This window comes from Stappia sp., from assembly GCF_965276915.1.
GTDB lineage: Bacteria > Pseudomonadota > Alphaproteobacteria > Rhizobiales > Stappiaceae > Stappia.
This window is the reverse complement of sequence record NZ_OZ255709.1, coordinates 1490250-1513608: the sequence shown is the minus strand read 5'-3', so window position 1 is coordinate 1513608 and position 23359 is coordinate 1490250. Positions and strand designations below refer to the sequence as shown.

Here is a 23359-nt window from a genome sequence, read left to right as displayed (position 1 = left end):
CAGAATTTCATGCCTGGGCCGTGCTCGGGCCTGCCGGGACGTTCGGCCGGCCCCGCCGGTCTTCAGAAGGTGGCAATCGCCTGGATGATCGCCGGGCCGATGATAACGGCGAGCAGCACAGGCAGGAAGAAGACGATCATCGGCACTGTGAGCTTCGGCGGCAGTGCGGCGGCCTTCTTCTCGGCCGCCTGCATGCGCTGCATCCGGTTTTCATCGGCCATGACGCGTAGCGCGGTCGAAACGGGCGTGCCGTAGCGCTCGGCCTGAATCAGCGCGAGGCTGACGTTCTTCACGCCTTCCAGGCCCGTACGGTTGGCGATGTTCTCGAAGGCCATGCGACGATCGCCAAGATAGGAGAGCTCGGCGTTGGTCAGCGTCAGTTCCTCGGCCAGCGGTATCGACTGGATGCCGATCTCCTCGGACACCTTGCGGAAGGCAACCTCGACCGACATGCCCGATTCCACGCAGATCAGCATCAGGTCGAGCGCATCCGGCCAGGCACGGTTGATCGACACCTGACGCTTCTGGATCTTGTTCTTCAAGAAGAGATCGGGCGCGTAGAACCCGATGAAGGCCACCGCACAGGCAATGAAGATCTTGACCATCGCCGGCTGCTCGAGCTGCAGCACGGCGAAAACGTAGAACAGCGAGAAGAAGAACATGATGACCGGCATCACCATGCGGGCGAAGAGGTAGGTGTAGAGCGGCTTGGTGCCACGGTAGCCGGCCATGACCAGGCGCTTCTTCGTGCCTTCGTCGGACAGGAGGTTCTTCAGGTTGAGCCGGTCGACGATGCTCTGCATCTGCTTCTTCGGCTTGTTGCGCAGGGACATGCGCGCATTGTTCTTGTCGTCGACCATGCGGGCGCGCTCGCGGGCGCGCATCTGGTCGCGCTCCAGCGCCACGGACTTCATCCGTCCCTTCAGCTTGTCGCCTTCAAACAGCGGCACGACGATCGAGTAGAGCGTGCCGGCAATCGCCACCGTGGTCAGGACGGCAATGATCATCTGCTGCGAGAGAAGATTGGAGAAGTCGAAACCCATGGTCGTGGTCCGTCCGGTTGCGTGCCGCCCGCGCGATCAGAAATCGAAGTTGATCATCTTCTTCATGATGAACAGGCCGAGCATCATCCAGATCACGCTCGCGCCGACGATGATCTTGCCGGCCGGGTCGGTGAACAGAACCATCATGTAGGACGGGCTCAATACCGACAGCGCTCCGATCACGAGGAAGGGCAAGGACCCGATGATGGCGGCGGAGGACTTGGCCTCCTGGCTCATCGCCACGATCTTTCCCTTCATCGCCTTGCGCTCGCGCAGCACCTTCGACAGGTTGCCCAGCGCCTCGGACAGCGAGCCGCCCGATTGCGACTGGATCATGATGACGATGGCGAAGAAGTTCGCCTCGGCGACCGGCATGCGGGCCGGCAGCTTGGACACCGCTTCAGCCAGCGTGATGCCCATCGTCTGCGCCTCGACGATGCGCTTGAACTCCGTGCGGATCGGTTCGCGCGCCTCGGCCGAGACGATCTGGATGCACTCGCCCAGCGGCAGACCCGCCTTGGTGCCGCGCACGACGACGTCGACGGCGTTCGGCAACTCGTTGAGAAAGGCGTTGACGCGCTTCTTGCGACGGCGCGAGAGATAGAAGCGCGGCACGCCGAGCGCCCCGACAAAACCGAGCCCGGCCGTCAGGTACAGGGATCCGGTGGCGAACAAACCGACCAGGATCAGGACGACGGCACAGATACCGGAGAAGACGAAGAACGTCGTCCTGGACCAGCTCAGGCCGGCCTGGTCGATGCGTTCCTCGAGGCTGAGGCGTGCGGCTTTCTGCGCCTTCTTCTTCTCGCGGCTCTCGAATTCCTTGAGCTGGTCCTGCACCGACTTGCGCCGGCGGTCGCCATCCTTGGCGCGGCGGGCCGCATCGATGGTGGCACTGCGCGAGGAGACGGAGTGCATCCGCTTTTCGCGCGCCTTGCGACCGCTCAGGCTCGGTTCGAAGATCGCGTAGATGATGCCTCCGATGGAAAAGGCGGCCAGCAGCGCCACGGCGATGGTGGTGACCTGCGGGGTGAGGAACGCCTGAAGGTCAGCCACGATGGTCGTTCTCCACGACTTCGGCCGCGTCGAGGGCGGCGGCCAGGCGCTGCTCCTCGCCGAAATAGCGAGCCTTTTCCCAGAATTTCGGCCGGCCGATGCCGGTCGAACGATGGCGACCGATCAGCTTGCCGTTGGCATCCTCGCCAAGGACGTCATAGAGGAACACGTCCTGCGTGATGATGACGTCGCCTTCCATGCCCATCACCTCGGACACGTGGGTGATGCGGCGCGAGCCGTCGCGCAGGCGCTGCGCCTGGACGATGACGTCGATCGAGGAAACGATCATCTCGCGCAAGGTCTTGGAGGGCAGCGTGAAGCCACCCATTGTGATCATCGATTCCAGACGCGAGAGCGCCTCGCGCGGGCTGTTGGCGTGCAGCGTGCCCATCGAACCGTCATGGCCGGTGTTCATCGCCTGCAGCAGATCGAAGGCCTCGGGCCCGCGCACCTCGCCGACGATGATGCGCTCGGGACGCATGCGCAGGCAGTTCTTGACCAGGTCGCGCATGGTCACCTCGCCCTCGCCCTCAAGGTTGGGCGGGCGGGTTTCCAGGCGCACCACATGCGGCTGCTGCAGCTGCAGCTCGGCCGCGTCCTCGCAGGTGATGATGCGCTCGGTGGAGTCGATATAGGCCGTCAGGCAATTGAGCAGCGTCGTCTTGCCCGAACCGGTGCCGCCCGAGATCAGCACGTTGCATCGGCTGCGGCCGATGATCTCCAGCACGGTCGCCCCTTCGGGAGAAATCGAACTGTACTGGACAAGCTGCTTGAGCGTGAGCTTGTCCTTCTTGAATTTACGAATGGTGAGGGTCGGACCGTCGATCGCCAGCGGCGGGGCGATGACGTTGACGCGCGAACCGTCGGCGAGGCGGGCATCGCAAATCGGGCTCGATTCGTCGACGCGGCGGCCAACCTGGCTGACGATCCGCTGACAGATGTTCATCAGCTGCTTGTTGTCGCGGAAGCGGACGCCCGTCTGCTGCATCTTGCCCTCGGTCTCGATATAGACCGTGCTGGCGCCGTTCACCATGATGTCGGCGATGTCGTCGCGGGCAAGCAGCGGCTCCAGCGGACCGTAGCCGAGCACGTCGTTGCAGATGTCTTCCAGCAGGTCTTCCTGCTCGGAAATCGACATCACCACGTTCTTCAGCGCGATGATGTCGTTGACGACGTCGCGGATTTCCTCGCGCGCGTCCTCCGCCGACAGCCTCGTCAGCATGGACAGGTCGATCGCTTCGACCAGCGCGTTGAAGATCGAGGCCTTGGTCGCGTAATAGCCTTCCGAGCGGTTCGGTGCCTTGGGCTCCGGCGGCGGCGGGGGCGGAGGCGCCGCCTTTTTTACCGCCACCGCGGGTGCTGCAGGGGCCGGTTCGTCGCGCATCACGGGCGGCGCCGACGAGGCGGCCGGCGCCGGATCGGACACGGGGGGCGGAGGCGCGGGCGACAGCGGCGCGGCCCCCGGCGCGGGCGCCCTGGGCTGGGAAATCGGTGTTCCTGTTGTTGCGCCACGTCGACCGAACATAATCACCTGCTCTCAACTGCGTCTCGAAGACCGGATAGGGGGGCGGATCTAGCCGCCCGCGTTGCCCTTCTTCAGGAAACGGTTCATCAGCTTGCCAAGCGCAAGCCCCTTGGGCTTGGTCACCTCGCCCTTGCCGGTCACGACCTGCGAAATCTGGCCGAAGACATCGGACGTGGGGTGTTTCTCGTCCTGCTCGCCAATCATCTGGCCGTTGTTCGCGGCTGTTCCGAACAGCAGCGGGTCGAACGGGATCGCGGCAACCGCGACCAGCTCCAGCGCATCGGCGAATTCCGTCGCCTTGATCTCCGGGCGCTTGGGGACGTTCACCCGGTTGAGCACGAGGCGCGGCGCGGCGTCGTTGGGACGCAGCTGGCGCAGGGTGTCGATCATGTTCTTGGCGTTGCGCAGGTTGGCCAGATCCGGCTCGGCGACAATCACCACCTCGTCGACGGAAGCCAGCACGCGCCGAACCCAGCCCGACCATACATGCGGCAGATCGAGGATCACCGCCGGCGCACCCTGGCGCATCACGTCCAGCAACCCGTCGAAACTGGTTTCCCCGTGATCGTATGTGCGCTCGAGAGACGCCGGCGCCGCCAGCAGGCTGAGCCGCTCTGCGCATTTCGAGAGCAACCGGTCGAGCATGGTCTCGTCCAGACGCTCCGGCGAGGACACCGCCTCGAAGACGCCTTGCAGCGGATCCTGGTTGAAGTCGAGACCAGCCGTGCCGAAGGCAAGGTCGAGGTCCGCGAGAACGACATCGCTCTCATAGACCCGCGCGATCGACCAGGCGACATTGTGGGCAATCGTGGACGAGCCGACGCCGCCCTTGGCGCCAACAAAGGCGATGGTGCGGCCAAGCGGATCGGCGTCCGGGTTCACGTAGAGCTCGCCGATGGTGCTGATCACCTGGAACAGGTTGATCGGCGCGACGAGATAGTCGCTGATGCCGCGATGTATCAGGTCGCGATAGAGCTTCACGTCGTTGACGTGACCGATGATCATCACCTTGGTGCCGGCATCGCAGACCTCGGCGAGGCGATCGAGCCCCTCCACCAGCCGCGACTGCTCCATCCGGCTTTCCAGGATGATCAGGTTCGGCGTCGGCGCCGAACCGTAGAAGTCGACCGCGGCGCCAAGGCCACCCTTGTGAACCTTGACATGGGCCTTGGCCATGCGCCGGTCCTGGCCGGCTGCCTCGATGGCGCGCGCCACGTCATCGCTTTCGCAGAACGCCTGGATGGCGATGCGCGGTACCGACTTCAGGTCGAGCGTGTCGACCGGCACATCCGTGGAGAAGCTGCCTGCCTCCACGTGATCCGATGCCTCGACCTCGTCGAGCGGGCTGTCATAGGCGAGCGTGTTCATCCGTCCAGCTCCTCTCGGGTATCAGTTGCCGGCTGCGTCGGAGACACGCGCGCCGTCGCCTTCTTTGATGCTGGCCGAGGTCTGCTCGCCGGCACGATACTTTTCGTAGACCGTTCCGCGGCGCATCTGGTCGGCCGGCGCGGAGGCGCGCGGATACAGAAGGTCGGACGGGTTCTCGACCATCGCTGCGAGGTTCGCCTGACTGGCGCAACCGAAGTTGTGATACTGCGTGTTGTTCAGCTGCGGATTGTGCCGCATGCCGTTTCCACCGCCGGTGATGTTGTCCGGCCACTGTCCGCACGGACCGACCTTGGCCTGGATCCCGGAATAGGCAAGACGCACGGGCGCTGCCGCCGACGGGTCCTGGACAGGATATCCGCGCGTTGCAATGCGCTTGGGGGAAACGCCGCCGGAGACCAGCGCCTTGCGGATCTGCGGCAGCACCGCATGCACCGCCGCCTCGTTGCGGGAGCCGGACGGGACGATGATCTCCATCGCACCGCCGCCGCGCGAACGCGCCTCGGCGGCGAAGCTGGAGACCACCGCGGAAATCTGCGGCGACAGGCGACGCATGTCACTGCCGACCGGCAGATCGAGCGTCTTCACTCCCTCGCCGACAATGATCGGGTGGCGCAGGCGATAATCGTTGGTCGCCAGGACGTCGGAGGTGGGCTGCTGCGTCTGGCAGCCGGCAGCGAGCAGGGCGGCGAGAATGGCAAGAGCGGGCACAACGGTCCTGCCCTGCCTGGCGGGAGCGACGCGACGCTTGTCGGGTGCACGATGCATGGGACCGGTCCTCATTCGTAGATGTAGCCGACCTGGCCGTGATAGGCGCCTTCGGCGGGATCGCCGGAGACCCTGTAGACCCGGTTCAGCCGGTTCAGGAAAATGGTGCCGCCGTCGGTTGCCGGGGCGAAATTCTTGGTTGGCTCCACCAGTTCCGAGCGGGCGACCGGGCGCACCGTGTAGGGCGTGACGAAGACGGCAAGCTCGGTTTCCTGACGGAGGAAGTCGCGGCTCTTGAACAGCGCGCCGAGGATCGGCACCTGCATCAGGCCGGGGACGCCGTTCAGGTCCTGCTTGTAGGATTCCTTCAAAAGGCCGGCCATCACCAGCGTTCCGCCCGAGGGAAGCTCGATGGTCGATTCGGCTCGGCGCACCTTCAGGGCCGGGATGGTCAGCGACCCGATGGTGACCGCGCCTTCCTGGGTGATCTCGCTGACCTCGGTCTTGATGCGCAGCGAGATGCGGCCGCCGCTCAGCACGACCGGCGTGAAATCGAGGCCGACACCGAATTTCTTGAACTGCACGGTGAGCTTGCTGTTGTCTTCCGCGATCGGGATCGGGAACTCGCCGCCGGCCAGGAAGCTGGCGTTCTCACCCGAGATCGCCGTCAGCGTCGGTTCGGCCAGCGTCCGGATCACACCGTCGCGCTGCAGCGCCTGCAGGTCGGCGTTGATCTTCGAGCCGCCGGCAAGGAAACCGCCGGTGCCCGAACCGCGTCCGACGATGTTGGAGTTGACCGAATAGGCCGGGCTGTTGTTGAAGCCGAAATTGTAGTTGCCGATGCCGATCGTGCCGGACAGGTTGAGCCCGAGCTGCTTGATGATCGAACGCTCGACCTCTGCCACGGTGACCTTCAGGTGAACCTGGTCCTTGCCGGTGACGGAAATCATGTTGAGCACCGGCAGCGCCTCGCCTTCGGTCTTGGCGAAACGGGCCGCAAGGTCGGCGGCGCGTTGCGCGTCGGCGGTGCTGGAGGCGGTGCCGCTCACGACAATGTTGCCATTGACGGATTCGGCGGTGATATCGGCATTGGGAATGGAGCGGCGGATCATCGTGTTGAGATCCGTCGTGTCATTCTCCACCGCGAGGTCGAAACTGGCGATCTGGTTGCCGGCCCGGCCGAAGAGGAAGAGGCTCGCCTGCCCCGCCTTGTTGCCGAGAATGAACACGCGGCGCGACGAGCGCACGACCGCATCCGCGACCTCGGGGTTGGAGACGATCACGTCGCTCACTTCCTCGCCGAGATTGATCACCACCGAGCGCCCAAGGCCGACCTTGAGCAGCCGCCCGGCGACGCGTTCACCGGCGCTGATCGTCAGCGACTTGGGATAGCCGTCCGCGCGCGCCGCATCCGTTTCGGCAAGCCCGCAAAGGACAAGGCCGACCGCCATGCCGATCCGGAAGAAACGTTGAGCCAACATCCGAGTTCTCCTTGCCGTCATTGCCGCGCCGGTTCCGCGTTCAACGCTGTGTCTGTATCTGGCTGGCAACGCCGAATTTCACGAAGTTCACGCCACCGCCGATGATGGCGGGTTCGGCGTCGTCGGCCGAATCCTGGGCGGACCGCAGGACCAGCGCGATGGTGCCGAGCTGCGAGGCCTGGGCAACGACCTCGGCCTGGGTCGGCTCGAGTTCCAGCGTCGCCGTCTGGCCGGGGGGAAGCGCCTTCTCGTCCTGCTCGCCGGCCGTCGTGGTGTCGATCGCCAGGACGCGGACATTCTGAAGGATGGTCTCGCTGGTGAAGGTGTTGCCGGACCGCGCCGCGGTCTGCCGGGTCAGGATCACGTCGACCTTGTCGCCCGGAAGGATGAAGCCGCCGGCCGCCGTCAGTGCCTCGACGGAAACCGCGATCGCGCGCTTGCCCTTGGGAAGTATGGTCGACATGAACCCGCGATCGCTGTTGATCAGGCGTTCCTCGCGCAGCGGCTCGCCCTGGTAGAGCGGGGCCTTGGCGATGCGGCCGGCCATCTCGGCCATCGCATCGGGGCGCTGCGACCGCAGGATTGCGGTCGCGGGGGCGAGATCGCGCGGCCAGCTTGTCCAGGAAAGATCATCCGGATTGACAACCTGGCCGAGGCCGATGTCCTGCGACGCGGTCAGGACCTCGTCCTTCTCCACCGTCTCCGTCACCATCACCGGTTCGGCAACCGGCTCGGGAGCGGGGCTCATCACCATCCGCGCCACCAGCAGGCCGGCACCGAGGGAAACGCCCAGAATTGCGAAACGCGCGATCTTCATAACTGTTACCCGCATGGATCGGACTGGACCGGACGCGGATGCGCCAACGGTCATCGTGCGATTACTGTTGCGGGCAAATGGTCAAGACATGGTTAATCAGGTGTGAGCAATGTTGATGAACAGGCCTTAAACTTTTCGCAAATTCAAATCGAAGCTTCGACTTCGTTTATCGTTCGTTAATTTCTTGATCCCTGACGGCAACGAGTCGGGATGCCGCACGCGCCGAGAGCCCGTCTATCGCCTTACAGCAGGGCGCGGAACCAGATCGAATGGGGATAGACGTGAAGGGCGGCCACGGCGATGGCGATGCCATAGGGAATGCCGTTCCGGCCGTCATGCAGCCGGGCAATCCATTCGGCCCTGTAGACGAAAGCCGGAAGCAGGACGATGGTTCGGAAGTAAAGCACGGCAAGGGTCAGCACGGCGCCGTAGACGCTGGCGATCAGCAGGAAATCGCCGAGCGCCGGCGTCAGGCCGAACCAGAGAGCAATGGCCGTCATCATCTTGGCATCACCGCCGCCCATCCAACCGAGAGCGAAGAATGTGATGCCCACGGCAAGGGCGATCCCGGCGGCAGCCACATGGAACCCGACAGCCGCGGGGGCAAGGCCGACGGCAGGCGCCAGCACGGCGAAACCGGCAACAAGCAGAAGCGATACGCGGTTGGGAATGGTCATCGTGAACAGGTCGGACGCGCCGGCAAAGGCCACCAGGCACGGAAACACAACCAGGAGCGCGGCCTCGATCATGTATCACCCCTTCCCTTACTTGCCACTGCCGGTCGCCAGGTTGCAGGACCGGCCATGTCCGCCCTTATAGGCCCGACCCCTTAAGGGCCGGTTGACGCCCGGGAACCCCGGAACGGTCCCCAAACGGAAACGGGCGGCTCCCGCCGCCCGCATCAGGCACTTCCACGCGTCCCGGCATCGCTGCCGGGACAGCCGGTGAAAGCGCTACAGCCGTCCTTACTGGGAGGCGGCGGTGTTCAGCTCGGTAGCAACGCGGGTGAACATCGCGGTGATCGAACCGCCGGCAGCGGTGATCGCGGCAATGATGGCGACGCCGATCAGACCTGCAATCAGGCCATACTCGATGGCTGTCGCACCAGATTCGTCGTTCGCGAAACGAGCAAAGAGATTCTTCATTGGTTGGCTCCTAACTTTCACTTGTTTTGTCTGCACCATCTCGCCGACCTGTTTTTATTCGGTCGTTCGAAGATGATGTCACTATAGGCAGCACATCTTGCCACAAAGTTAAATTCCACGGCACGGCCCAGCAACCTTTGAACGAGAAGAAGTATAGTTAATGCATAGGAAATACATTTCCAAAGATCTTAACCATGATTCCCGCCGAGGCCTCCGCAAGCAGCTCCAGCCCCTCCTGCCAATCCGATGAGCGATCATCGCGCCGCTGCAACCGGAGTGGCGCCCGGCCGGTCACGAAACCCCGCCAGCCACGTTAACGATGCTCGCAAAACGCCCCCGGCAGCGGGGCGCGTTAGGCCTTCCTTCACCAATATCCTTCACGCTCGGGTAGGAATTTCTCCGAGGAGCACAGATCGATGCCGCAAATTCGCGATCTTCTTCGCGCCCCGATGCTGGCGGTTCTCATGACCGCCCTGGCCGGCGCCGCCATTGCCGAGGAAACCGGCGTTCATGTCATGACCGACCGCGCCAAGGTGTTTCGCATCGACGCGCCTGCCGACACTGTCATCGTCGGCAATCCGGCGATTGCCGACGTCACCATGTATGACCGCCAGACGGTCGTCGTCACCGGAAAGCTCTACGGCACGACAAATCTCGTCATCCTCGACAAGGACGGCGAGCCGATCATCGACGAGGTGATCACCGTCGGCGCCGTGACCGGCGACGTCATCACCGTGCAGCGCAAGCTGGCGCGCTCGACCTATTCCTGCTCACCTTCCTGCGAGCCCGTGCTCCGGGTCGGCGACAGCGAGGCCGGCTACGAACTTCTGACCAAGCAGTCGACGCAGCGCAACGACATGTCGGAAAAGGCCGCCGGCGCGACGAACTGATGCCGGCGCGGTGGCCGCGCCCGCACCCCTTTTCCGAACCGCTTCGTTGAACCCCGCATGCCCTGCCACAAGCGAGTGCCCACCTGATGCCGAAGCAGCAAAAACCCCGTCGTTTCGCGCGTTTGCGCCCGATCCGCGCGGTCTTGCGCGACAAGGAAGGAACGACCGCGATCGAATTCGGTTTCGTCGCCATTCCTTTCCTCATGCTTCTCTTCGGGACGATCGAGATCGGTCTTGCCTTCTTCGCGGACCAGGTTCTCAGCAACGCGGTGCTCGACGCCGCCCGCACGATCCGCACGGGCCAGGCGCATGCACAAGGGTTTGATGCCGGCAAGTTCAAGGAATCGATGCTTGAGCGCCTGTCCGGCTTTCCGATCACCTCGGATCGCCTGACCATCGATGTCGAGCGCATCAACAATTTCGCGGGCTACTCGTCCAAGCCGCTGATCAAGGATGGCGATGTCACCTCGGACATCGGCTACAACCACGGCGAAGCGGGCGAGATTGTCATCGTGCGGGCCCTGTATCGCTGGCCGATGTTCACTTCGATGATGAAGACCAATTACGGCGACCTGTCCTCCGGCGACCGCCTCCTGGTCGCGACGACGGTGTTCCGCAACGAGCCATTCCCCTGGTCCACGCAGCAAGCGAGCAACTGACGATGTATCAGGCCAATCCGAAAGACACGCGCGGCGCGCCGAGTCGTATCCTGCGGCGTGCGGCGGCCCGCCTGACACTCGCGCTGGCGCGCGACCGAAAGGGCGTTGCCGCGGTCGAGTTCGCCCTTGTCCTGCCCTTCATGCTGGTGCTTTTCCTCGGCATGAACGAGTTGAATTCCGCCCTGACGCTCGACCGCAAGGTCAGCCAGGCTGCAAGTTCGGTTGCCGACCTTGTCGCGCAGGCGGACAAGTTGAAAAGCTCGGAGGTCAACGACCTGATGAAGCTGTCCAAGGCAGTACTCGACCCGTATCCGGAGGGCGAGCTGAAGCTCGTGGTGGCCAGTGTCTGGATCAAGGAGAAGGATCAACCGCGCGTGGTCTGGAGCCGGGCGATGAACACCAGCCAGTGGGGCGCGAACACCGCCCCCCCGATAGAGATACCGGCGGAACTGGCAAAGCAGAAGGACAGCTACCTGGTCGTCACCCATGCGGAGTACAACCACAAGCCGGCCTTCGCCAATGTTCTCAAGGACGTCTTCAACACGACGACGATCGGGCTGAGCGATACCTATTTCCTGCGGCCGCGCGTGAGCACCAGCGTCGAGTGCTGCAACTAGGATCAGGGCCTCGATAGCAGCGCTGAAACAGGCCTTCAGATGCGCTACCTGGGCGGGGAGAGCGGGCGCAGCCGCCCGGCCGGAGAACCGGCCTGCCCGTCGAATGTCGCCAGCACCGGCGCATAGTCCTGCGCCTCGACCGGCACGAAGCCGAAGGGCGAGATGGCGCGCGCCGCCTCGAAACCACCCTCCCCCTCCGCCGTTTCCGACAAGAGTTCCACAATCGCCGCACGGATCGGCTCCGGCAGCGTATCGCGCGCCGCATGCGCGGCGTTGGGAATGGGCGGCGACGCCCACAGGATCCGCAACGATGCGGCCGTGCCGTCACGCTCGAAAAGATCCCGGAGCGTGCCGCGCGAGTATCCCTCATCCGCATCGCCCCGCAGGGATGACCAGCCGAAGGAAACGTCGGCCTCGCCGCGCCGCACGGCATCGGCGGCCGCCAGCGGGTTGGCATGGGCGACGAGCGCGGCAAGATCGCGCTCGGCGTCCAGCCCTTCCGCCGCAAGCGCTGCCAGCGGAACCCGACGCGCGCCGGTCGATTGCAGCGGCCCCGTCGCGACACGAGTGCCGGCCAGATCGGCAAGCCGCTGCAACGGGCTGTCCCGGGCGACCAGCGCCACCGCATGCCAGCCCGCCGATCCGTCTGCGGCACGCGGCGAAAGCAGCGGCACCAGACACCGGCATGTGCGCTGCGCCTTCGCATAGGCGGATGCCGACAGCGGTGCATAGTCGACCTCGCCGGCAACGAGTGCGCGCTGCAGCCGCGACAGGTCGCGATAGGCGACCAGCAGCACCGGCAGCCGCAAGCCGCGCTCCAGCGCCTCGCGGAACGGCGCCGCGCGGTCGAAGTCGCCAGCCGCAGGGTCGAGCACCAGCCCGACGCGCAATTGCGGCAGAAGCGCAAGACGGGCCGGATCGAAAGGCGTATCGGCCGCCGGCGACGTTCCGTCACCGGGTGTCGCAACCTCGCCGGTCCAGGGAACGTGCGCGGCCGGCGCATCTCCGCCACCAGGATCTCCGACCACGGTGTCCGGTGCCTGGGCATGCGCACCGCCTGCAACTCCCGCAGCCAGCACGAACAGCACACTCAGCGCCCGCAAGGCGACCCGGACCCGGGCAGCTGCAAACGCGCCGTGAACTACCCGTAATACACACCGGAAACCCGACCAGGCCGCAATTACCGCTTGCCGAGCCCGTCCTTGTCGCGCCAGTTTCTCCACCATGCCCTCGTCTTCGGGCCCTCGTCTTCGGGCCCTCATCTTTGGGTCGATTCGACTCATCCCTTCAGGAGCCATCATGCCACGCAGCCCGGACACGGTCGTCTTCGATATCGGCAACGTGCTGATCCAGTGGGATCCGCGCCTTCTCTATCGCGAGTTCTTCGGCAACGACCACGATGCCGACCGGTTCCTGGCAGAGGTCCTGCCGCCTGAATGGAACCTGGAACAGGACCGCGGCCGCAGCTTCTCCGAGGCCATCGCCGAGGCGATCGCGCGCCGCCCGGACCAGGAAGAGCCGATCCGCGCTTGGGACATCCGCTGGCACGAGATGGTTCCCGGCGAGGTGCCGGGCAGTGTCGCCATTCTCAAGGCTCTGAAGGCAGCAGGCGTGCCGCTCTACGCGATCACCAACTTCTCGCGCGAGAAATTCGCCGAATGCCGCGAGCGCTTTCCCTTTCTCGCCGACGATTTCATCGACGTGGTGATCTCCGCCCATGAGGGGCTGATCAAGCCGGACCGACGCATCTACGAGGTGTTGTTCTCGCGCAACGCGCTTGCTCCCGCACAGACCGTGTTCATCGATGACAGCCCCGCCAATGTCGAGGCGGCGCGCGAGATCGGCATGCACGCGATCCATTTCACCGGCGCCGAACCTCTCGACCGCGCGCTGCGAGACCTCGGTTTCGTCTTCTGAGGTCTCAGCTGCCCGCCTCGAAACCGGCCAGCACATTGACGCAATTGACGCCGAGCGCCTCGACGGCATAGCCCCCTTCCATGACAAAGACGGTGGGCAGGCCGGCGGCGGCGAGACGCGCGCCCATCCGGGTGAAGTCATCGCTGGTCAGGCGGAAGCGCGAGATCGGATCGTGCTCATAGGGATCAAGGCCGAGCGAGACGACCAGCGTGTCCGGCTTGTACTGCGCAACACGCGCAAGGCTGGCATCGAGCGCGCGGGACCATGCGTCCCAGTCCGCCCCCAGTTCCAGCGGATAGTTGGCGGTGAAACCGGTTCCCTCCCCGGCGCCGGTCTCGCCGGCATGGCCGAGAAAGTAGGGGTACTCCTCGCGCGGGTCGGCATGGACGGACAGGAAGAGAACGTCCCGGCGCTCGTAGAAGATCGCCTGGGTGCCGTTGCCGTGATGATAATCGACGTCAAGCAGGGCGACGCGCTCGGCGCCGGCATCGCGCAGCCATTGCGCCGCGATCGCCGCATTGTTGAGGAAACAGTAGCCGCCGTAATAATCGGCCGCGGCGTGGTGTCCGGGCGGGCGGCACAGCGCGAAGGCGGCGCGCTCGCCGCCTGCGACCAGGCGTGCTGCGGTCAGGGCGGAATTGGCGCTCGCGCGCGCGGCCGCAAACGTGTGTTCCCCCATCGGGGTCCCGGCGTCGAAGGAATAGCGCCCGAGCAACCCGTCGATGTGGTCGGGAACGGGATCGATGTTCAGCCCGCGCACGGGCCAGACGAAGGGGAACGCCTCGCCGGAGCGGCCGGCATTGGTCCAGCGGGTCCAGAAGCTCTCCAGGAAAGCGAGATAATCGGCATCATGGACGCGCGCCAACGGCTCCATCCCGAAATCCTCCGGTTCGAGGATTTCGCCAAGGCGGCGCGCCAGCACCGCCTCGCGGACCATTTCGGCGCGGGCCGGAATCTCCACGGCGGGTTTCAGGGTGCCATCGGAAATCTCGTGCCTGGGATCGTGGGCGAGTTGGCCGGCGGAAAAAACGGTCTTCATGACGGGCGGATCTCTTGTCCTGGCAGGGTGGAGAAGCGGTACTCGGTGATCTGTCGATAGCGCTCGCCGGGCCGCAAGACGGCATCGGCGAAACCGGCATGGTTCGGGCTGTCCGGCCATCGCTGCGGCTCCAGGCAAAGCCCGGCGCGCGCGCCGTAGTGACGGCCCGACAGGCCGGGGCATGGCACCGCAAGCTTGTAGCCGTCGTAGAATTGCAGTCCTGGCTCGGTGGTCAGCAGCTCCATGACAAGGCCCGACAGAGGGCCGGTCAGCCGGGCAACGGGGCGAGGGTCCTCCACCGCTGCCCGCGCCAGGCAGAAATTGTGGTCATAGGCCGTGGTGACCTCCCCGCCAGCAGCGCCGATGGCGCGTGGCACCCGGAAATCGAAAGGCGTTCCCGCAACGGGGCGGATCTCGCCGGTCGGGATCGCCTCGTCGGTGACGGGAAGATAGGTCTCGGCTTCCATCGCCAGGTGGTGGCCGAGAATGTCCGGCGTGCCGTCGAGATTGAAATAGCTGTGCGCGGCCAGGTTCACAAGCGTCGCCCTGTCCGTCTCGGCGCTCAAGGTGATGCGAAAGCAGGCGTCCGCGTCGATCTCGTAGCGGCAGCGCACCTCGACCCGGCCCGGATACCCGCCATCGCCATCCGGCGAGACCAGCATCAGCTCTACATGGGCAGCGCCGTGATCGGCGAGCGACCAAAGCCGCTTGCCGAACCCCGCCACCCCGCCATGCAGATGGTGGCGACCGGCTTCGTTGAGGTCGAGCGCGTGCTCCTCACCGTCGAGAACGAACCGGCCGTGGCAAATCCGGTTGGCGTGGCGCCCGGCAATGGCGCCGAAATAGGGGGAATGTGCGAGATAGTCGTCAAGCGTCTCAAGGCCGAGCACGACACTTCGTCCGGCAAACCGGAGATCGCGGATTGCCGCGCCATAGGTGAGGATTTCCGCCGAGAGATCACCGCGGGCAATCCCGATACAGCGGACCGGCGCGCCGTCAGAAAGCGCGCCAAAGAGCCTTTCGCCCATGAAATGACGTGTCCCGTAGCAATGCAGGCGATGAACACCGCCTTGTCCGGGACCTTACAACGGGACCTCGCCCGAAATCACCTGTCGTGATTACTGTATCAACCGCATCGTGCCGGAACGGATGTCCACCTTGGCAAGGCGCCCAAGCACCGACATGCCGATCAGCGGGATCTCGAGGGCGCCGTCGGGCATCACCAGCGCCTCGACATTGGCAAGGCGGATGCTGCCGAGACGCAGTTCACGCAATTGCACCTGCGCTGCCATGACGATGCCATTGGCGGTGCTGACGCGAACCTTGTAGGCCGAGGCCGGCGGCGCCAGACCCGACAGCCGCGCCACCTCGGCGGGAATGGCAAGCGCCGATGCGCCGGTATCGATGAGAGAGTTCACGGGCCGGCCATTGATATGGGCGCTGACCTCATAGTGTCCGCCGCGCCCGGCCTTGAGCACCAGCGTGCGTGGACCGGTCGTCCTTTCCGCCTTCTCGGGCATCTCGCGCGCGGTCGCCACGACCGCCTGGCCAGCAAGATACTGCCTGGCGAGGTCGGGCACGAACGCCGCGGCGGCGATGGCGGCAACGGCGATGATGATATAGCGCGCCATGATCCTGTCCCCGGCCGCCTGTTTCGACAAGGAGAAGCATGCGCCGGCAGGTTTTAGCAAGGGGTGAAACCCTGCGCGAAATCTTCGCAAAGGGTTGCCGCAAGGTTGCCGGAAAGGCGAAAATCCGAACGACGGGCGCACGTTCCCGTTAACCCGCGATGCTCTCGCATTCGAGCGTGTCGGCAAGGGTCGCGATCGCCTGGGCGTCAGGCGAAGAGGATTGCGCTCCGCTCGCCTTGCAGGCGAGCGCGCCGGCCGCGGTGCCCTCGCGAAGCGCCCGTTCGATGTCCGCCCCGCGGTCAAGCGCCGCCGCCAGCGCCCCGACAAAGGCGTCGCCTGCGCCGGTCGTGTCGACCACGTCGACGCGCGGGGCGGCAACCCGCCAGCGCTGACCGCCCCGTTGCGCGACAAGACCGCGCGCACCGAGCGTGATGACGGCAAGACGGCGCTCCCCGGAAAGTGCCGCGCAATGGGCTTCCGGCACCAGGGATCCGTTGCCCACAAGCGCGGCAGCGAGCTCGGCCGCTTCCCCCGCATTGGCAACGAGCACATCGACATCGCCCACGAGGCCGGCAAGTTCTCCCGCCCCGGAAGGCGCCGCATTGAGCAGGATCCGCGCTCCGCACAGGCGCGCGCGGTCGATGGCCTGCGAGATCGGCTCCGGGCTCAGTTCCCGCTGCAGGACAAGCAGGTCTCCCCGCGCCAGCCGTCCGTCGAGCCACTCGGCGACCACGCGTGCGTTGACGCCGCTGGCGCACATGATCAGGTTCTCGCCTTTCGCATCGACACCGATCATGGCGATGCCGGTGGTGCCGTCGAGATGGCGCACACCGGAAAGGTCGACGCCGGCCCGGTCGAGATTGACGAGCGCGGCTTGCGCGTGGGCGTCCTGCCCGACGGCGCCGATCATCCGGACGAGAGCCCCGGCCCGCGCCGCGGCCAGCGCCTGATTGGCGCCCTTGCCGCCTGGAAACGACTGGTGATCCGGCCCGACAACGGTCTCGCCGGGCGCCGGCAGGCGCGGCAGGGAGACGACAAGGTCGAGATTGATGGAGCCGAAAACAGTGATCACGAAAGGCCTCCGGTCGTGCGGGCTTTCAGTCTTTGCACAGGAACACCGGAAAAGCACTCGCGGGACCTGTCACTCAGACCCAGCCACCATCCACGATATAGGTCTGGTTGGTGCAGGCCGATGCCTCGTCGGACGCAAAAAACAGCACCACCCGGGCAACGTCGGCCGGCACCAGTTTCCGTTTCAGGCACTGGCGTTGCATGATCTCGCGCTCGCCCTCCTCGTCGAGCCAGAGCTCGATTTGGCGATCGGTCATGATCCAACCCGGCGCGATGCAGTTGGCGCGGATGTTGTCCGGCCCGAGATCACGGGCAAGCGAGCGGGTCAGACCGATAATCGCCGACTTGGCCGCCGTGTAGCCGGCCATGCCGCCCTGCCCGATCATCCAGGAGATGGAACCCATGTTGACAATGGCGCCGCCGCCAAGCGCACGCATGTCCGCCGCGACCGCCTGGGCACAGAAGAACTGGTGCTTCAGGTTGACGGCCATGCGGCTGTCCCAATAGTCGGGCGTCACATCCTCAAGACGATGGCGCTCGTCATGGGCGGCGTTGTTGACCAGGATCGAGATCGGGCCCAGCGCCTCGCGGATCGTACCGATCGCCGCACGCGTCGCCTCGATGTCCGTCAGGTCGGCCGCAGCGAAACGGACCGTTGCACCGGAGGCCGAAAGCTCCGCGACAAGACGCTCCGACCCCTGTGTGTCGATATCGAGGAAACCGACCCGCGAGCCCTGACGCGCGAAATGACGGACGATCTCGGCGCCGATCCCTCCGCCCCCGCCGGTGACCAGCACGGTCCGCTCGCGCAGGTCCGGATAGGTCGCGCCGCCCCCGAGCCCCCGTTCTTCGCCTGCGCTCATGTTTCAACCTCCCGCGGTGACGCTTCCCCGGCCGGTGCCAGGGAAGTCAGTCTTTTTAATTCGGATACCGAAAAAATAAAAGACCGCCGCGCCTTCCCTCTCGCATCCGCCGACCCGTCATCGGCTCACTTGGTGCCGTACATCCGGTCACCGGCGTCGCCGAGACCTGGAATGATGTAACCCTTCTCGTTCAGTCGCTCGTCCACCGCGGCGGTGAAGATCGGCACGTCCGGATGCGCCTTGTTGAACTTGGCGATGCCTTCGGGCGCGGCGAGAAGACAGAGGAAGCGAAGCTGGGTGGCGCCGCGCTCCTTCAGCCTCTGGACGGCAGCAATGGCGGAGTTGGCCGTGGCGAGCATCGGATCGACGACGACGACGAGACGCTCCGCGAGGTCCTCCGGCGCCTTGAAGTAATACTCGACCGGCTCCAGCGTCTTGGGGTCCCGGTACAGCCCGATATGGGCGACGCGGGCCGCGGGCACGAGTTCCAGCATGCCTTCCAGAAGACCGTTGCCGGCGCGCAGCACGGAGGCGAAGACCAGCTTCTTGCCCTCGATGACCGGGGCCGCCATCGGCTGCAGCGGCGTCTCGATCTGCATCGTGGTAATCGGCAGGTCGCGCGTCACCTCGTAGGTGAGCAGCACGGAGATCTCGCGCAGCAGGCGGCGAAACCCTTGCGTCGACGTCTCCTTCATCCGCATGTGGGTGAGCTTGTGCTGCACCAGCGGGTGATCGATCACGGTTGCTCCGCTCATTGTCTCGCGCCTTTCATCCTTGCCGCCGCCGAACCTTTCCGCCCGGCCCTTTCAGTCTCATAGATCAAGCCGGGCCAAAGCGGAACCGCCGGGAGGCCGGAAGCCACGCCTGGTCCACCGTCACGCCGTGCGCTCAGCTTTCGTTCCTGGCCGCGACATGCGCCTCGAGCCGCCCGGCGAGGCGCCCGCGCGTCTCCTCGTCGCAAAAGGCGGCAGCGACGGCATCACGGGTCAGGGCAAGCTGCACGTCCTCGCTCCAACCGAAGGTTGCCGCGCAGCTCCGGTATTCGTGGCCGAGCGTCGTGCCGAAAAAGGGAGGGTCGTCGGAGTTGAGCGTGATCCGGCACCCGGCCCGACGCAGCAGGTTGACCGGGTGGAAGCGCAGCGTCGAATAAAGGCCGAGCGCCAGGTTCGAACCGGGACAGACCTCGAGCACGATGCCGTCCTCCGCGATGCGCTCCACCACCGCCCTGTCCTCGATGGCGCGCACGCCGTGGCCGATACGCGTGACGCGCAGGAAGTCGAGGGCCGCGGTGACACTCTCGGGACCGGCGAATTCGCCGGCATGGGCTGTCAGGCCGAGCCCGGCCTCGCCCGCCATGCGGAAGGCACGGGCGAAATTCGCCGGATGCCCCTCGCGCTCATCGCCCGCCAGACCAAAGCCCGTGACCAGCGGATGCGGATGCGCGATCACCTGCGTCGCGACCTGCTCGACCGCACGCGCGCCGAAATGGCGAACCCCGACGGCGATCATCCGCGCCTCGATGCCGCTTTCCGCCTGCGCGCGCCCGATACCTTCCGCAAGCCCCGCAACGTAATCGGGATAGGAAAGCCCGGCGGCGGCGGCATGATCGGGCGAGATGGTCAGTTCCGCGTAGATCGTCCCTTCGGCGGCCAGCGAGCGCAGATAGGTTTCCGACAGGAGTGCAAAGTCCTGTGGCGTGCGGAAGACGCTGCTGGCCCGGTCATAGGCGGATAGAAATCCGGCGAAATCGTCCCAATCGTAGGTCCCGTCCTCGCCGAACAGGTCCTCAAGGTCGATGTGGTGCCGCTTGGCGAGCCGGCGGACGAGGTCGCCGGACGCCGCGCCTTCCACATGGACATGCAGTTCCGCCTTGGGAACGACGGGCCTTGCGGGTGAGGTATTCGCCATAGGTCCTCAAAAACCCCGCATCGGATTTTCCGGGGCCCGCAGGAGCCAGTTGTCGGACGACCAGCGCGCGGCCGCATCGACCAGGTGCAGGGCATAGGCATGGCGGGAGCGCGGCGAGCGGTTGGGGGCGGATCGGTGCGGCACCAGCCCGTGCAGGACCACGAGCGTCCCTTTCGGCGCCATCAGCGGCACGTCTCCGGCAAGGGGCGTCTCGTCGAGACAGTCCATCACCAGTGCCTCGCCGTCATAATGAAAGCGCTGGCGCAGTGGCCCCTTGTGACCGCCCGGCCCGCCGATGAGGCCGCCATTGGTCTCGTCGGCATCCTCCAGCGCGAACCAGAAGCCCGTACAGGACAGCGGCTCGGTGTGCAGGAAGGTCGAATCCTGGTGGCAATTGACCTCGCCGCCGATCTCCGGCGGCTTGAAGATGTACATGGACTGGGCAAGACGCGGATCGGCGAGGCCGAGATCACCGGCGGTGCGCGACAGCCTGGGATCGCGGGAAAACCGCTCGAAGACCGGATCGAGATCGTGCAGCGCATGGCCGACCTTGTTCAGCGCCGCGTGTTTCGGCCGGGTCAGCCGTCCGTTGCCGTCGAAGGCCTCCTCCTCGAAGAAAAAACGGATCTTGTCGCCGCTTTCGCGAAAATACCTGTCACGGGCATGACTTTGCGCACCGGTCTCGAAAACGGATGCGTTCTCGCTGGGATCGAAGGCGGAGATCAACTCATCCATCCGGGCGCGCAGCGCATCGCATTCGGCCGGTGTCTTGTAGCCGGTGAGGACAAGGAATCCGTCCTCCTCGTAAGCACGCGTCATCTCGGCGGTGAGGGCGCCGTCGGCGGGGGCGGGAAAGGACCGTGCGGTCATGCGCGTCTCCGGTTCGGGACATCTGCCGGGCGAGTCGTTGGCGATCACTCTAGCGGGATCATGGAGCGCGCTCCAGTTCGCCGCCGCCGTCCGCGCCCCAAGGATCAGAGGAAGGACGTGCCATGTCGTCCAGGGGCAAGGCCGAGATGGGTGGCCACGCTCTCGCCGATATCCGCGAAACTGGTGCGTACGCCAATGTCGAGCGGCGAGCCGCCCTTGAGGAGGCCGATCACCGGCACCCGCTCACGGGTGTGGTCCGTTCCCTTCCAGGTCGGGTCGCAACCGTGGTCGGCGGTGAGCATCAGCAGATCGCCATCGCGCAGCCGGTCAAGCAGCTCCGGCAGGCGCCGGTCGAGCGCCTCGAGCGCCGCGGCATAACCGGCGACATCGCGGCGATGGCCGTAGAGACTGTCGAAGTCGATGTAATTGGCGAAGACGAGATCGCCATCGCCCGCATCTTCCATCGCCTCGAGCGTGCGGTCGAAAAGCGCGTCGTTGCCGGCCGCCTTCAGCACCACGGAAATGCCCTGATGGGCGAAGATGTCGGAGATCTTGCCAACCGTAAGCGTCCTGCCCCCGTTCGCGACAACACGGTCAAGCAGCGTCGGTTCCGGCGGCAGCACCGAGTAGTCGCGCCGGTTGGGGGTGCGTTCGAAGCTTGCCGCGTCCTTCCCGGTGAAGGGGCGGGCGATGACACGGCCGATATTGTAGGGATCGACCAGATCCCGCACGGTCTCGCAGAGGCTGTAAAGCCGCTCCAGTCCGAAATGCTCCTCGTGCGCGGCAATCTGGAACACTGAATCGCCGCTTGTGTAGCAGATCGGCTTGCCGCTGCGCAGATGCTCCTCGCCGAGTTCGGCGATGATCACCGTGCCCGAGGCGTGACAGTCGCCCAGAATACCCGGCACTCCCCCTTCACGCATGATCGCCTGGGTCAGTTCGCTCGGAAAGCTGGGCACCGTGTCCGGAAAATAGCCCCACTCGAAGGAAACCGGCACACCGGCGATTTCCCAGTGACCTGAAGGCGTGTCCTTGCCGCGCGAGGTTTCGCTTGCGGCGCCGTGAATGCCGATCGGCTCGATGGATGCATCCATGCCGGCCGGCACCGCGCCGGCGGCAAGTTCCGCCGCGCGAGCAAGACCGAGCGCGGTCATGTTGGGCAGGGCAAGCGGACCGGAGCGCAGGCCCTCGCGGTCGCCTTGCCCGCGCATGCAGGCGGCGGCGATGTGGCCGAGCGTGTTCGAGCCTTCGTCGCCGAAGCGCGCGGCATCCGGCGCCCCGCCGATGCCGAAACTGTCCAAGACGCACAGGATCGCGCGTGCCATGAGGTTTCCCCGTTTGTCGTTGCCGGGCGGTTGTGTCCCGCCCCGTTGCAGTCCCGAAAACCCGGTTCCCGATCCGGGCCGCCGTCAGACAGACGGCGCGATACGCTCCACGACGACGGGCCGATCCTCTACGTCGCGCGGCGCGCCCAGCCGATAGGCGGCGCGCACCGCTTCGCCTGCCCTTCGCGCCGCCGCCTCGTCGGCGGCGTGGACGATGGCAAGCGGAGCGTCGCTGTCGGCGGAGTGGCCGATACCGGCAAGATGCACCAGCCCTACCGCCGGATCGATCACGTCGCCGGCCCGGCGGCGCCCGCCGCCGAGTTCGACGACGGCAACACCGATGGCGCGCGCGTCGACGCCGATGACAGTGCCTGGCTCCTGCGGATAGACCGGCAGTTCCACCCGCGCGGCAGCGAGATAGCCTTCCGCCTTTTCAACGAAGTCCGCCGGGCCGCCGAGGGCCGAAACCATCTTGGCGAACCGCTCGGCCGCCGCGCCGCTGGCGAAGGCCTCGCGCATTTTCTCCGCCCCCTCTTCGGCACGGGCGCAAATCCCGCCAAGGACGAGCGCTTCGGCGCCGAGCGCCACCGTGACGTCGAACAGACGGTTGTCGATCGCACGTCCGGTCAGGAAGTCGACGGCATTGCGCATCTCGACCGCATTGCCGGCGGCGGAGGCGAGCGGCTCGTTCATGTCGGTGAGCAACGCGCTCGTGCGGCAGCCGGCACCATTGGCGACCGTCACCAGGCTTTCGGCCAGTGCCCTTGCCTGTTCTAGCGTCGCCATGAACGCGCCCGTCCCCCACTTCACATCGAGAACGAGACCCTGCAGGCCAGCGGCGAGCTTCTTCGACAGGATCGAGGCGGTGATGAGGTCGAGACTTTCGACGGTGCCCGTCACATCGCGAATGCCGTAGAAACGCTTGTCGGCCGGCGCGAGATCCGGCGTCTGGCCGATCACCGCGCAGCCGACCTCGCGTACCACCTTGCGGAACAGCGCATTGTCGGGCTGCGTCCTGTAACCGGGGATCGCGTCGAACTTGTCGAGCGTGCCGCCGGTATGGCCGAGGCCTCGCCCCGAGATCATCGGCACCGCCGCACCGCAGGCGGCAAGGGCAGGCGCCAGCATCAGGGAAACATTGTCGCCGACGCCGCCGGTCGAATGCTTGTCGAGGACCGGCGCGTCGATGTCCGACCAGTCGAGCACCGAGCCGCTGTCGCGCATGGCGAGCGTCAGCGCAACGCGCTCGTCCGGCGACAGCCCCTGGAAGAAGACGGCCATGGCAAGCGCCGCCACCTGGCCCTCGCTGACGCTTTCGTCGGAGAGCCCCTTGACGAAGAAAGCGATCTCCTCGGTGCTCAGCGTGCCGCCGTCGCGTTTCCTGCGGATGAGTTCCTGTGCAAGCATC

24 protein-coding genes are annotated in these 23359 nt (G+C 65.6%); 4 read left to right on the top strand and 20 right to left on the bottom strand.

Going from position 1 to position 23359, the window contains the following annotated elements; all coding sequences use genetic code 11:
* Positions 1-62: 62 nt before the first annotated feature.
* The 9 genes from ACQY46_RS07045 to ACQY46_RS07005 form a co-directional block, all read right to left on the bottom strand.
* Positions 63-1043 (bottom strand): type II secretion system F family protein, encoded by a 981-nt coding sequence (locus tag ACQY46_RS07045; protein ID WP_306026823.1) that lies wholly within the window; start codon positions 1041-1043, stop codon positions 63-65.
* Between the two features lie 36 nt (positions 1044-1079).
* On the bottom strand, positions 1080-2099 hold the full coding sequence (locus ACQY46_RS07040; RefSeq protein ID WP_428699550.1) for a type II secretion system F family protein: 1020 nt from the start codon (positions 2097-2099) through the stop codon (positions 1080-1082).
* Complete coding sequence (locus ACQY46_RS07035; RefSeq protein ID WP_428699549.1) at positions 2092-3624, bottom strand: CpaF family protein; 1533 nt, start codon at positions 3622-3624, stop codon at positions 2092-2094. The genes ACQY46_RS07040 and ACQY46_RS07035 overlap by 8 nt, the downstream gene beginning before the upstream one ends.
* A gap of 48 nt (positions 3625-3672) precedes the next feature.
* Entirely contained in the window at positions 3673-4992 is a 1320-nt protein-coding gene (locus tag ACQY46_RS07030) for an AAA family ATPase (RefSeq protein ID WP_428699548.1), read from the bottom strand.
* Between the two features lie 21 nt (positions 4993-5013).
* A complete protein-coding gene (locus ACQY46_RS07025) occupies positions 5014-5778 on the bottom strand; it encodes a CpaD family pilus assembly protein (RefSeq protein WP_428699547.1) in 765 nt (254 codons plus the stop codon).
* An 11-nt stretch (positions 5779-5789) separates the two neighbouring features.
* Positions 5790-7199 carry a type II and III secretion system protein family protein gene (locus ACQY46_RS07020; RefSeq protein WP_428699546.1) on the bottom strand — a complete coding sequence of 470 codons (1410 nt, stop codon included), beginning with the start codon at positions 7197-7199 and terminating at the stop codon, positions 5790-5792.
* Between the two features lie 40 nt (positions 7200-7239).
* Positions 7240-8016: a Flp pilus assembly protein CpaB gene (cpaB, locus tag ACQY46_RS07015; protein ID WP_306026817.1), complete on the bottom strand. Its 777-nt coding sequence runs from the start codon at positions 8014-8016 to the stop codon at positions 7240-7242.
* A 242-nt stretch (positions 8017-8258) separates the two neighbouring features.
* Positions 8259-8765 carry an A24 family peptidase gene (locus ACQY46_RS07010; protein WP_428699545.1) on the bottom strand — a complete coding sequence of 169 codons (507 nt, stop codon included), beginning with the start codon at positions 8763-8765 and terminating at the stop codon, positions 8259-8261.
* 216 nt (positions 8766-8981) lie between these two features.
* Complete coding sequence (locus tag ACQY46_RS07005) at positions 8982-9161, bottom strand: Flp family type IVb pilin (RefSeq protein ID WP_306026815.1); 180 nt, start codon at positions 9159-9161, stop codon at positions 8982-8984.
* Positions 9162-9577: 416 nt separating this feature from the next.
* Here ACQY46_RS07005 and ACQY46_RS07000 point away from each other — a divergent pair, with 416 nt between their 5' ends.
* The 3 genes from ACQY46_RS07000 to ACQY46_RS06990 all read left to right on the top strand — a co-directional run bounded on the left by ACQY46_RS07000 (position 9578) and on the right by ACQY46_RS06990 (position 11327).
* Complete coding sequence (locus ACQY46_RS07000; protein WP_428699544.1) at positions 9578-10051, top strand: pilus assembly protein N-terminal domain-containing protein; 474 nt, start codon at positions 9578-9580, stop codon at positions 10049-10051.
* An 86-nt stretch (positions 10052-10137) separates the two neighbouring features.
* Positions 10138-10710 carry a TadE/TadG family type IV pilus assembly protein gene (locus ACQY46_RS06995; protein ID WP_428699543.1) on the top strand — a complete coding sequence of 191 codons (573 nt, stop codon included), beginning with the start codon at positions 10138-10140 and terminating at the stop codon, positions 10708-10710.
* Between the two features lie 2 nt (positions 10711-10712).
* Positions 10713-11327, top strand: a complete 615-nt coding sequence (locus ACQY46_RS06990; protein ID WP_428699542.1) for a TadE/TadG family type IV pilus assembly protein — start codon at positions 10713-10715, stop codon at positions 11325-11327.
* A 44-nt stretch (positions 11328-11371) separates the two neighbouring features.
* Here ACQY46_RS06990 and ACQY46_RS06985 read toward each other — a convergent pair whose 3' ends face one another.
* Positions 11372-12430, bottom strand: coding sequence for a phosphate/phosphite/phosphonate ABC transporter substrate-binding protein (locus tag ACQY46_RS06985; protein ID WP_428699541.1), 1059 nt, complete (start codon positions 12428-12430; stop codon positions 11372-11374).
* A 196-nt stretch (positions 12431-12626) separates the two neighbouring features.
* Here ACQY46_RS06985 and ACQY46_RS06980 point away from each other — a divergent pair, with 196 nt between their 5' ends.
* Entirely contained in the window at positions 12627-13244 is a 618-nt protein-coding gene (locus ACQY46_RS06980) for an HAD family hydrolase (RefSeq protein WP_428699540.1), read from the top strand.
* Between the two features lie 4 nt (positions 13245-13248).
* On the opposite strand, the gene ACQY46_RS06975 is transcribed toward ACQY46_RS06980, so the two are convergent.
* The 10 genes from ACQY46_RS06975 to deoA all read right to left on the bottom strand — a co-directional run bounded on the left by ACQY46_RS06975 (position 13249) and on the right by deoA (position 23358).
* On the bottom strand, positions 13249-14283 hold the full coding sequence (locus tag ACQY46_RS06975) for a histone deacetylase family protein (RefSeq protein ID WP_428699539.1): 1035 nt from the start codon (positions 14281-14283) through the stop codon (positions 13249-13251).
* Positions 14280-15311, bottom strand: a complete 1032-nt coding sequence (locus ACQY46_RS06970; protein ID WP_428699538.1) for an aldose epimerase family protein — start codon at positions 15309-15311, stop codon at positions 14280-14282. Before ACQY46_RS06970 ends, ACQY46_RS06975 begins: the two co-directional genes overlap by 4 nt.
* 90 nt (positions 15312-15401) lie before the next feature.
* On the bottom strand, positions 15402-15914 hold the full coding sequence (locus ACQY46_RS06965; RefSeq protein WP_428699537.1) for a retropepsin-like aspartic protease family protein: 513 nt from the start codon (positions 15912-15914) through the stop codon (positions 15402-15404).
* A 148-nt stretch (positions 15915-16062) separates the two neighbouring features.
* Positions 16063-16986: a ribokinase gene (locus tag ACQY46_RS06960; protein WP_428699536.1), complete on the bottom strand. Its 924-nt coding sequence runs from the start codon at positions 16984-16986 to the stop codon at positions 16063-16065.
* Between the two features lie 73 nt (positions 16987-17059).
* Positions 17060-17848 carry an SDR family NAD(P)-dependent oxidoreductase gene (locus ACQY46_RS06955; protein ID WP_428699535.1) on the bottom strand — a complete coding sequence of 263 codons (789 nt, stop codon included), beginning with the start codon at positions 17846-17848 and terminating at the stop codon, positions 17060-17062.
* 125 nt (positions 17849-17973) lie between these two features.
* Positions 17974-18603 carry a uracil phosphoribosyltransferase gene (gene upp, locus ACQY46_RS06950; RefSeq protein WP_428699534.1) on the bottom strand — a complete coding sequence of 210 codons (630 nt, stop codon included), beginning with the start codon at positions 18601-18603 and terminating at the stop codon, positions 17974-17976.
* 133 nt (positions 18604-18736) lie between these two features.
* A complete protein-coding gene (locus ACQY46_RS06945) occupies positions 18737-19756 on the bottom strand; it encodes an adenosine deaminase (protein ID WP_428699533.1) in 1020 nt (339 codons plus the stop codon).
* Between the two features lie 6 nt (positions 19757-19762).
* Positions 19763-20626 carry a phytanoyl-CoA dioxygenase family protein gene (locus tag ACQY46_RS06940; protein WP_428699532.1) on the bottom strand — a complete coding sequence of 288 codons (864 nt, stop codon included), beginning with the start codon at positions 20624-20626 and terminating at the stop codon, positions 19763-19765.
* A 104-nt stretch (positions 20627-20730) separates the two neighbouring features.
* Positions 20731-21951, bottom strand: coding sequence for a phosphopentomutase (locus ACQY46_RS06935; protein WP_428699531.1), 1221 nt, complete (start codon positions 21949-21951; stop codon positions 20731-20733).
* Positions 21952-22035: 84 nt separating this feature from the next.
* Entirely contained in the window at positions 22036-23358 is a 1323-nt protein-coding gene (deoA, locus tag ACQY46_RS06930; RefSeq protein WP_428699530.1) for a thymidine phosphorylase, read from the bottom strand.
* Position 23359: the final 1 nt, after the last annotated feature.

Excerpts from the sequence above, each read along its gene's own strand:
- ACQY46_RS07045 (WP_306026823.1), bottom strand. The coding sequence starts at position 1,043 with ATGGGTTTCGACTTCTCCAATCTTCTCTCGCAGCAGATGATCATTGCC.
- ACQY46_RS07035 (WP_428699549.1), bottom strand. The coding sequence starts at position 3,624 with ATGTTCGGTCGACGTGGCGCAACAACAGGAACACCGATTTCCCAGCCC.
- ACQY46_RS07030 (WP_428699548.1), bottom strand. The coding sequence starts at position 4,992 with ATGAACACGCTCGCCTATGACAGCCCGCTCGACGAGGTCGAGGCATCG.
- ACQY46_RS07025 (WP_428699547.1), bottom strand. The coding sequence starts at position 5,778 with ATGCATCGTGCACCCGACAAGCGTCGCGTCGCTCCCGCCAGGCAGGGC.
- ACQY46_RS07020 (WP_428699546.1), bottom strand. The coding sequence starts at position 7,199 with ATGTTGGCTCAACGTTTCTTCCGGATCGGCATGGCGGTCGGCCTTGTC.
- cpaB (WP_306026817.1), bottom strand. The coding sequence starts at position 8,016 with ATGAAGATCGCGCGTTTCGCAATTCTGGGCGTTTCCCTCGGTGCCGGC.
- ACQY46_RS07010 (WP_428699545.1), bottom strand. The coding sequence starts at position 8,765 with ATGATCGAGGCCGCGCTCCTGGTTGTGTTTCCGTGCCTGGTGGCCTTT.
- ACQY46_RS07005 (WP_306026815.1), bottom strand. The coding sequence starts at position 9,161 with ATGAAGAATCTCTTTGCTCGTTTCGCGAACGACGAATCTGGTGCGACA.
- ACQY46_RS07000 (WP_428699544.1), top strand. The coding sequence starts at position 9,578 with ATGCCGCAAATTCGCGATCTTCTTCGCGCCCCGATGCTGGCGGTTCTC.
- ACQY46_RS06995 (WP_428699543.1), top strand. The coding sequence starts at position 10,138 with ATGCCGAAGCAGCAAAAACCCCGTCGTTTCGCGCGTTTGCGCCCGATC.
- ACQY46_RS06990 (WP_428699542.1), top strand. The coding sequence starts at position 10,713 with ATGTATCAGGCCAATCCGAAAGACACGCGCGGCGCGCCGAGTCGTATC.
- ACQY46_RS06980 (WP_428699540.1), top strand. The coding sequence starts at position 12,627 with ATGCCACGCAGCCCGGACACGGTCGTCTTCGATATCGGCAACGTGCTG.
- ACQY46_RS06975 (WP_428699539.1), bottom strand. The coding sequence starts at position 14,283 with ATGAAGACCGTTTTTTCCGCCGGCCAACTCGCCCACGATCCCAGGCAC.
- ACQY46_RS06970 (WP_428699538.1), bottom strand. The coding sequence starts at position 15,311 with ATGGGCGAAAGGCTCTTTGGCGCGCTTTCTGACGGCGCGCCGGTCCGC.
- ACQY46_RS06965 (WP_428699537.1), bottom strand. The coding sequence starts at position 15,914 with ATGGCGCGCTATATCATCATCGCCGTTGCCGCCATCGCCGCCGCGGCG.
- ACQY46_RS06955 (WP_428699535.1), bottom strand. The coding sequence starts at position 17,848 with ATGAGCGCAGGCGAAGAACGGGGGCTCGGGGGCGGCGCGACCTATCCG.
- upp (WP_428699534.1), bottom strand. The coding sequence starts at position 18,603 with ATGAGCGGAGCAACCGTGATCGATCACCCGCTGGTGCAGCACAAGCTC.
- ACQY46_RS06945 (WP_428699533.1), bottom strand. The coding sequence starts at position 19,756 with ATGGCGAATACCTCACCCGCAAGGCCCGTCGTTCCCAAGGCGGAACTG.
- ACQY46_RS06940 (WP_428699532.1), bottom strand. The coding sequence starts at position 20,626 with ATGACCGCACGGTCCTTTCCCGCCCCCGCCGACGGCGCCCTCACCGCC.
- ACQY46_RS06935 (WP_428699531.1), bottom strand. The coding sequence starts at position 21,951 with ATGGCACGCGCGATCCTGTGCGTCTTGGACAGTTTCGGCATCGGCGGG.
- deoA (WP_428699530.1), bottom strand. The coding sequence starts at position 23,358 with ATGCTTGCACAGGAACTCATCCGCAGGAAACGCGACGGCGGCACGCTG.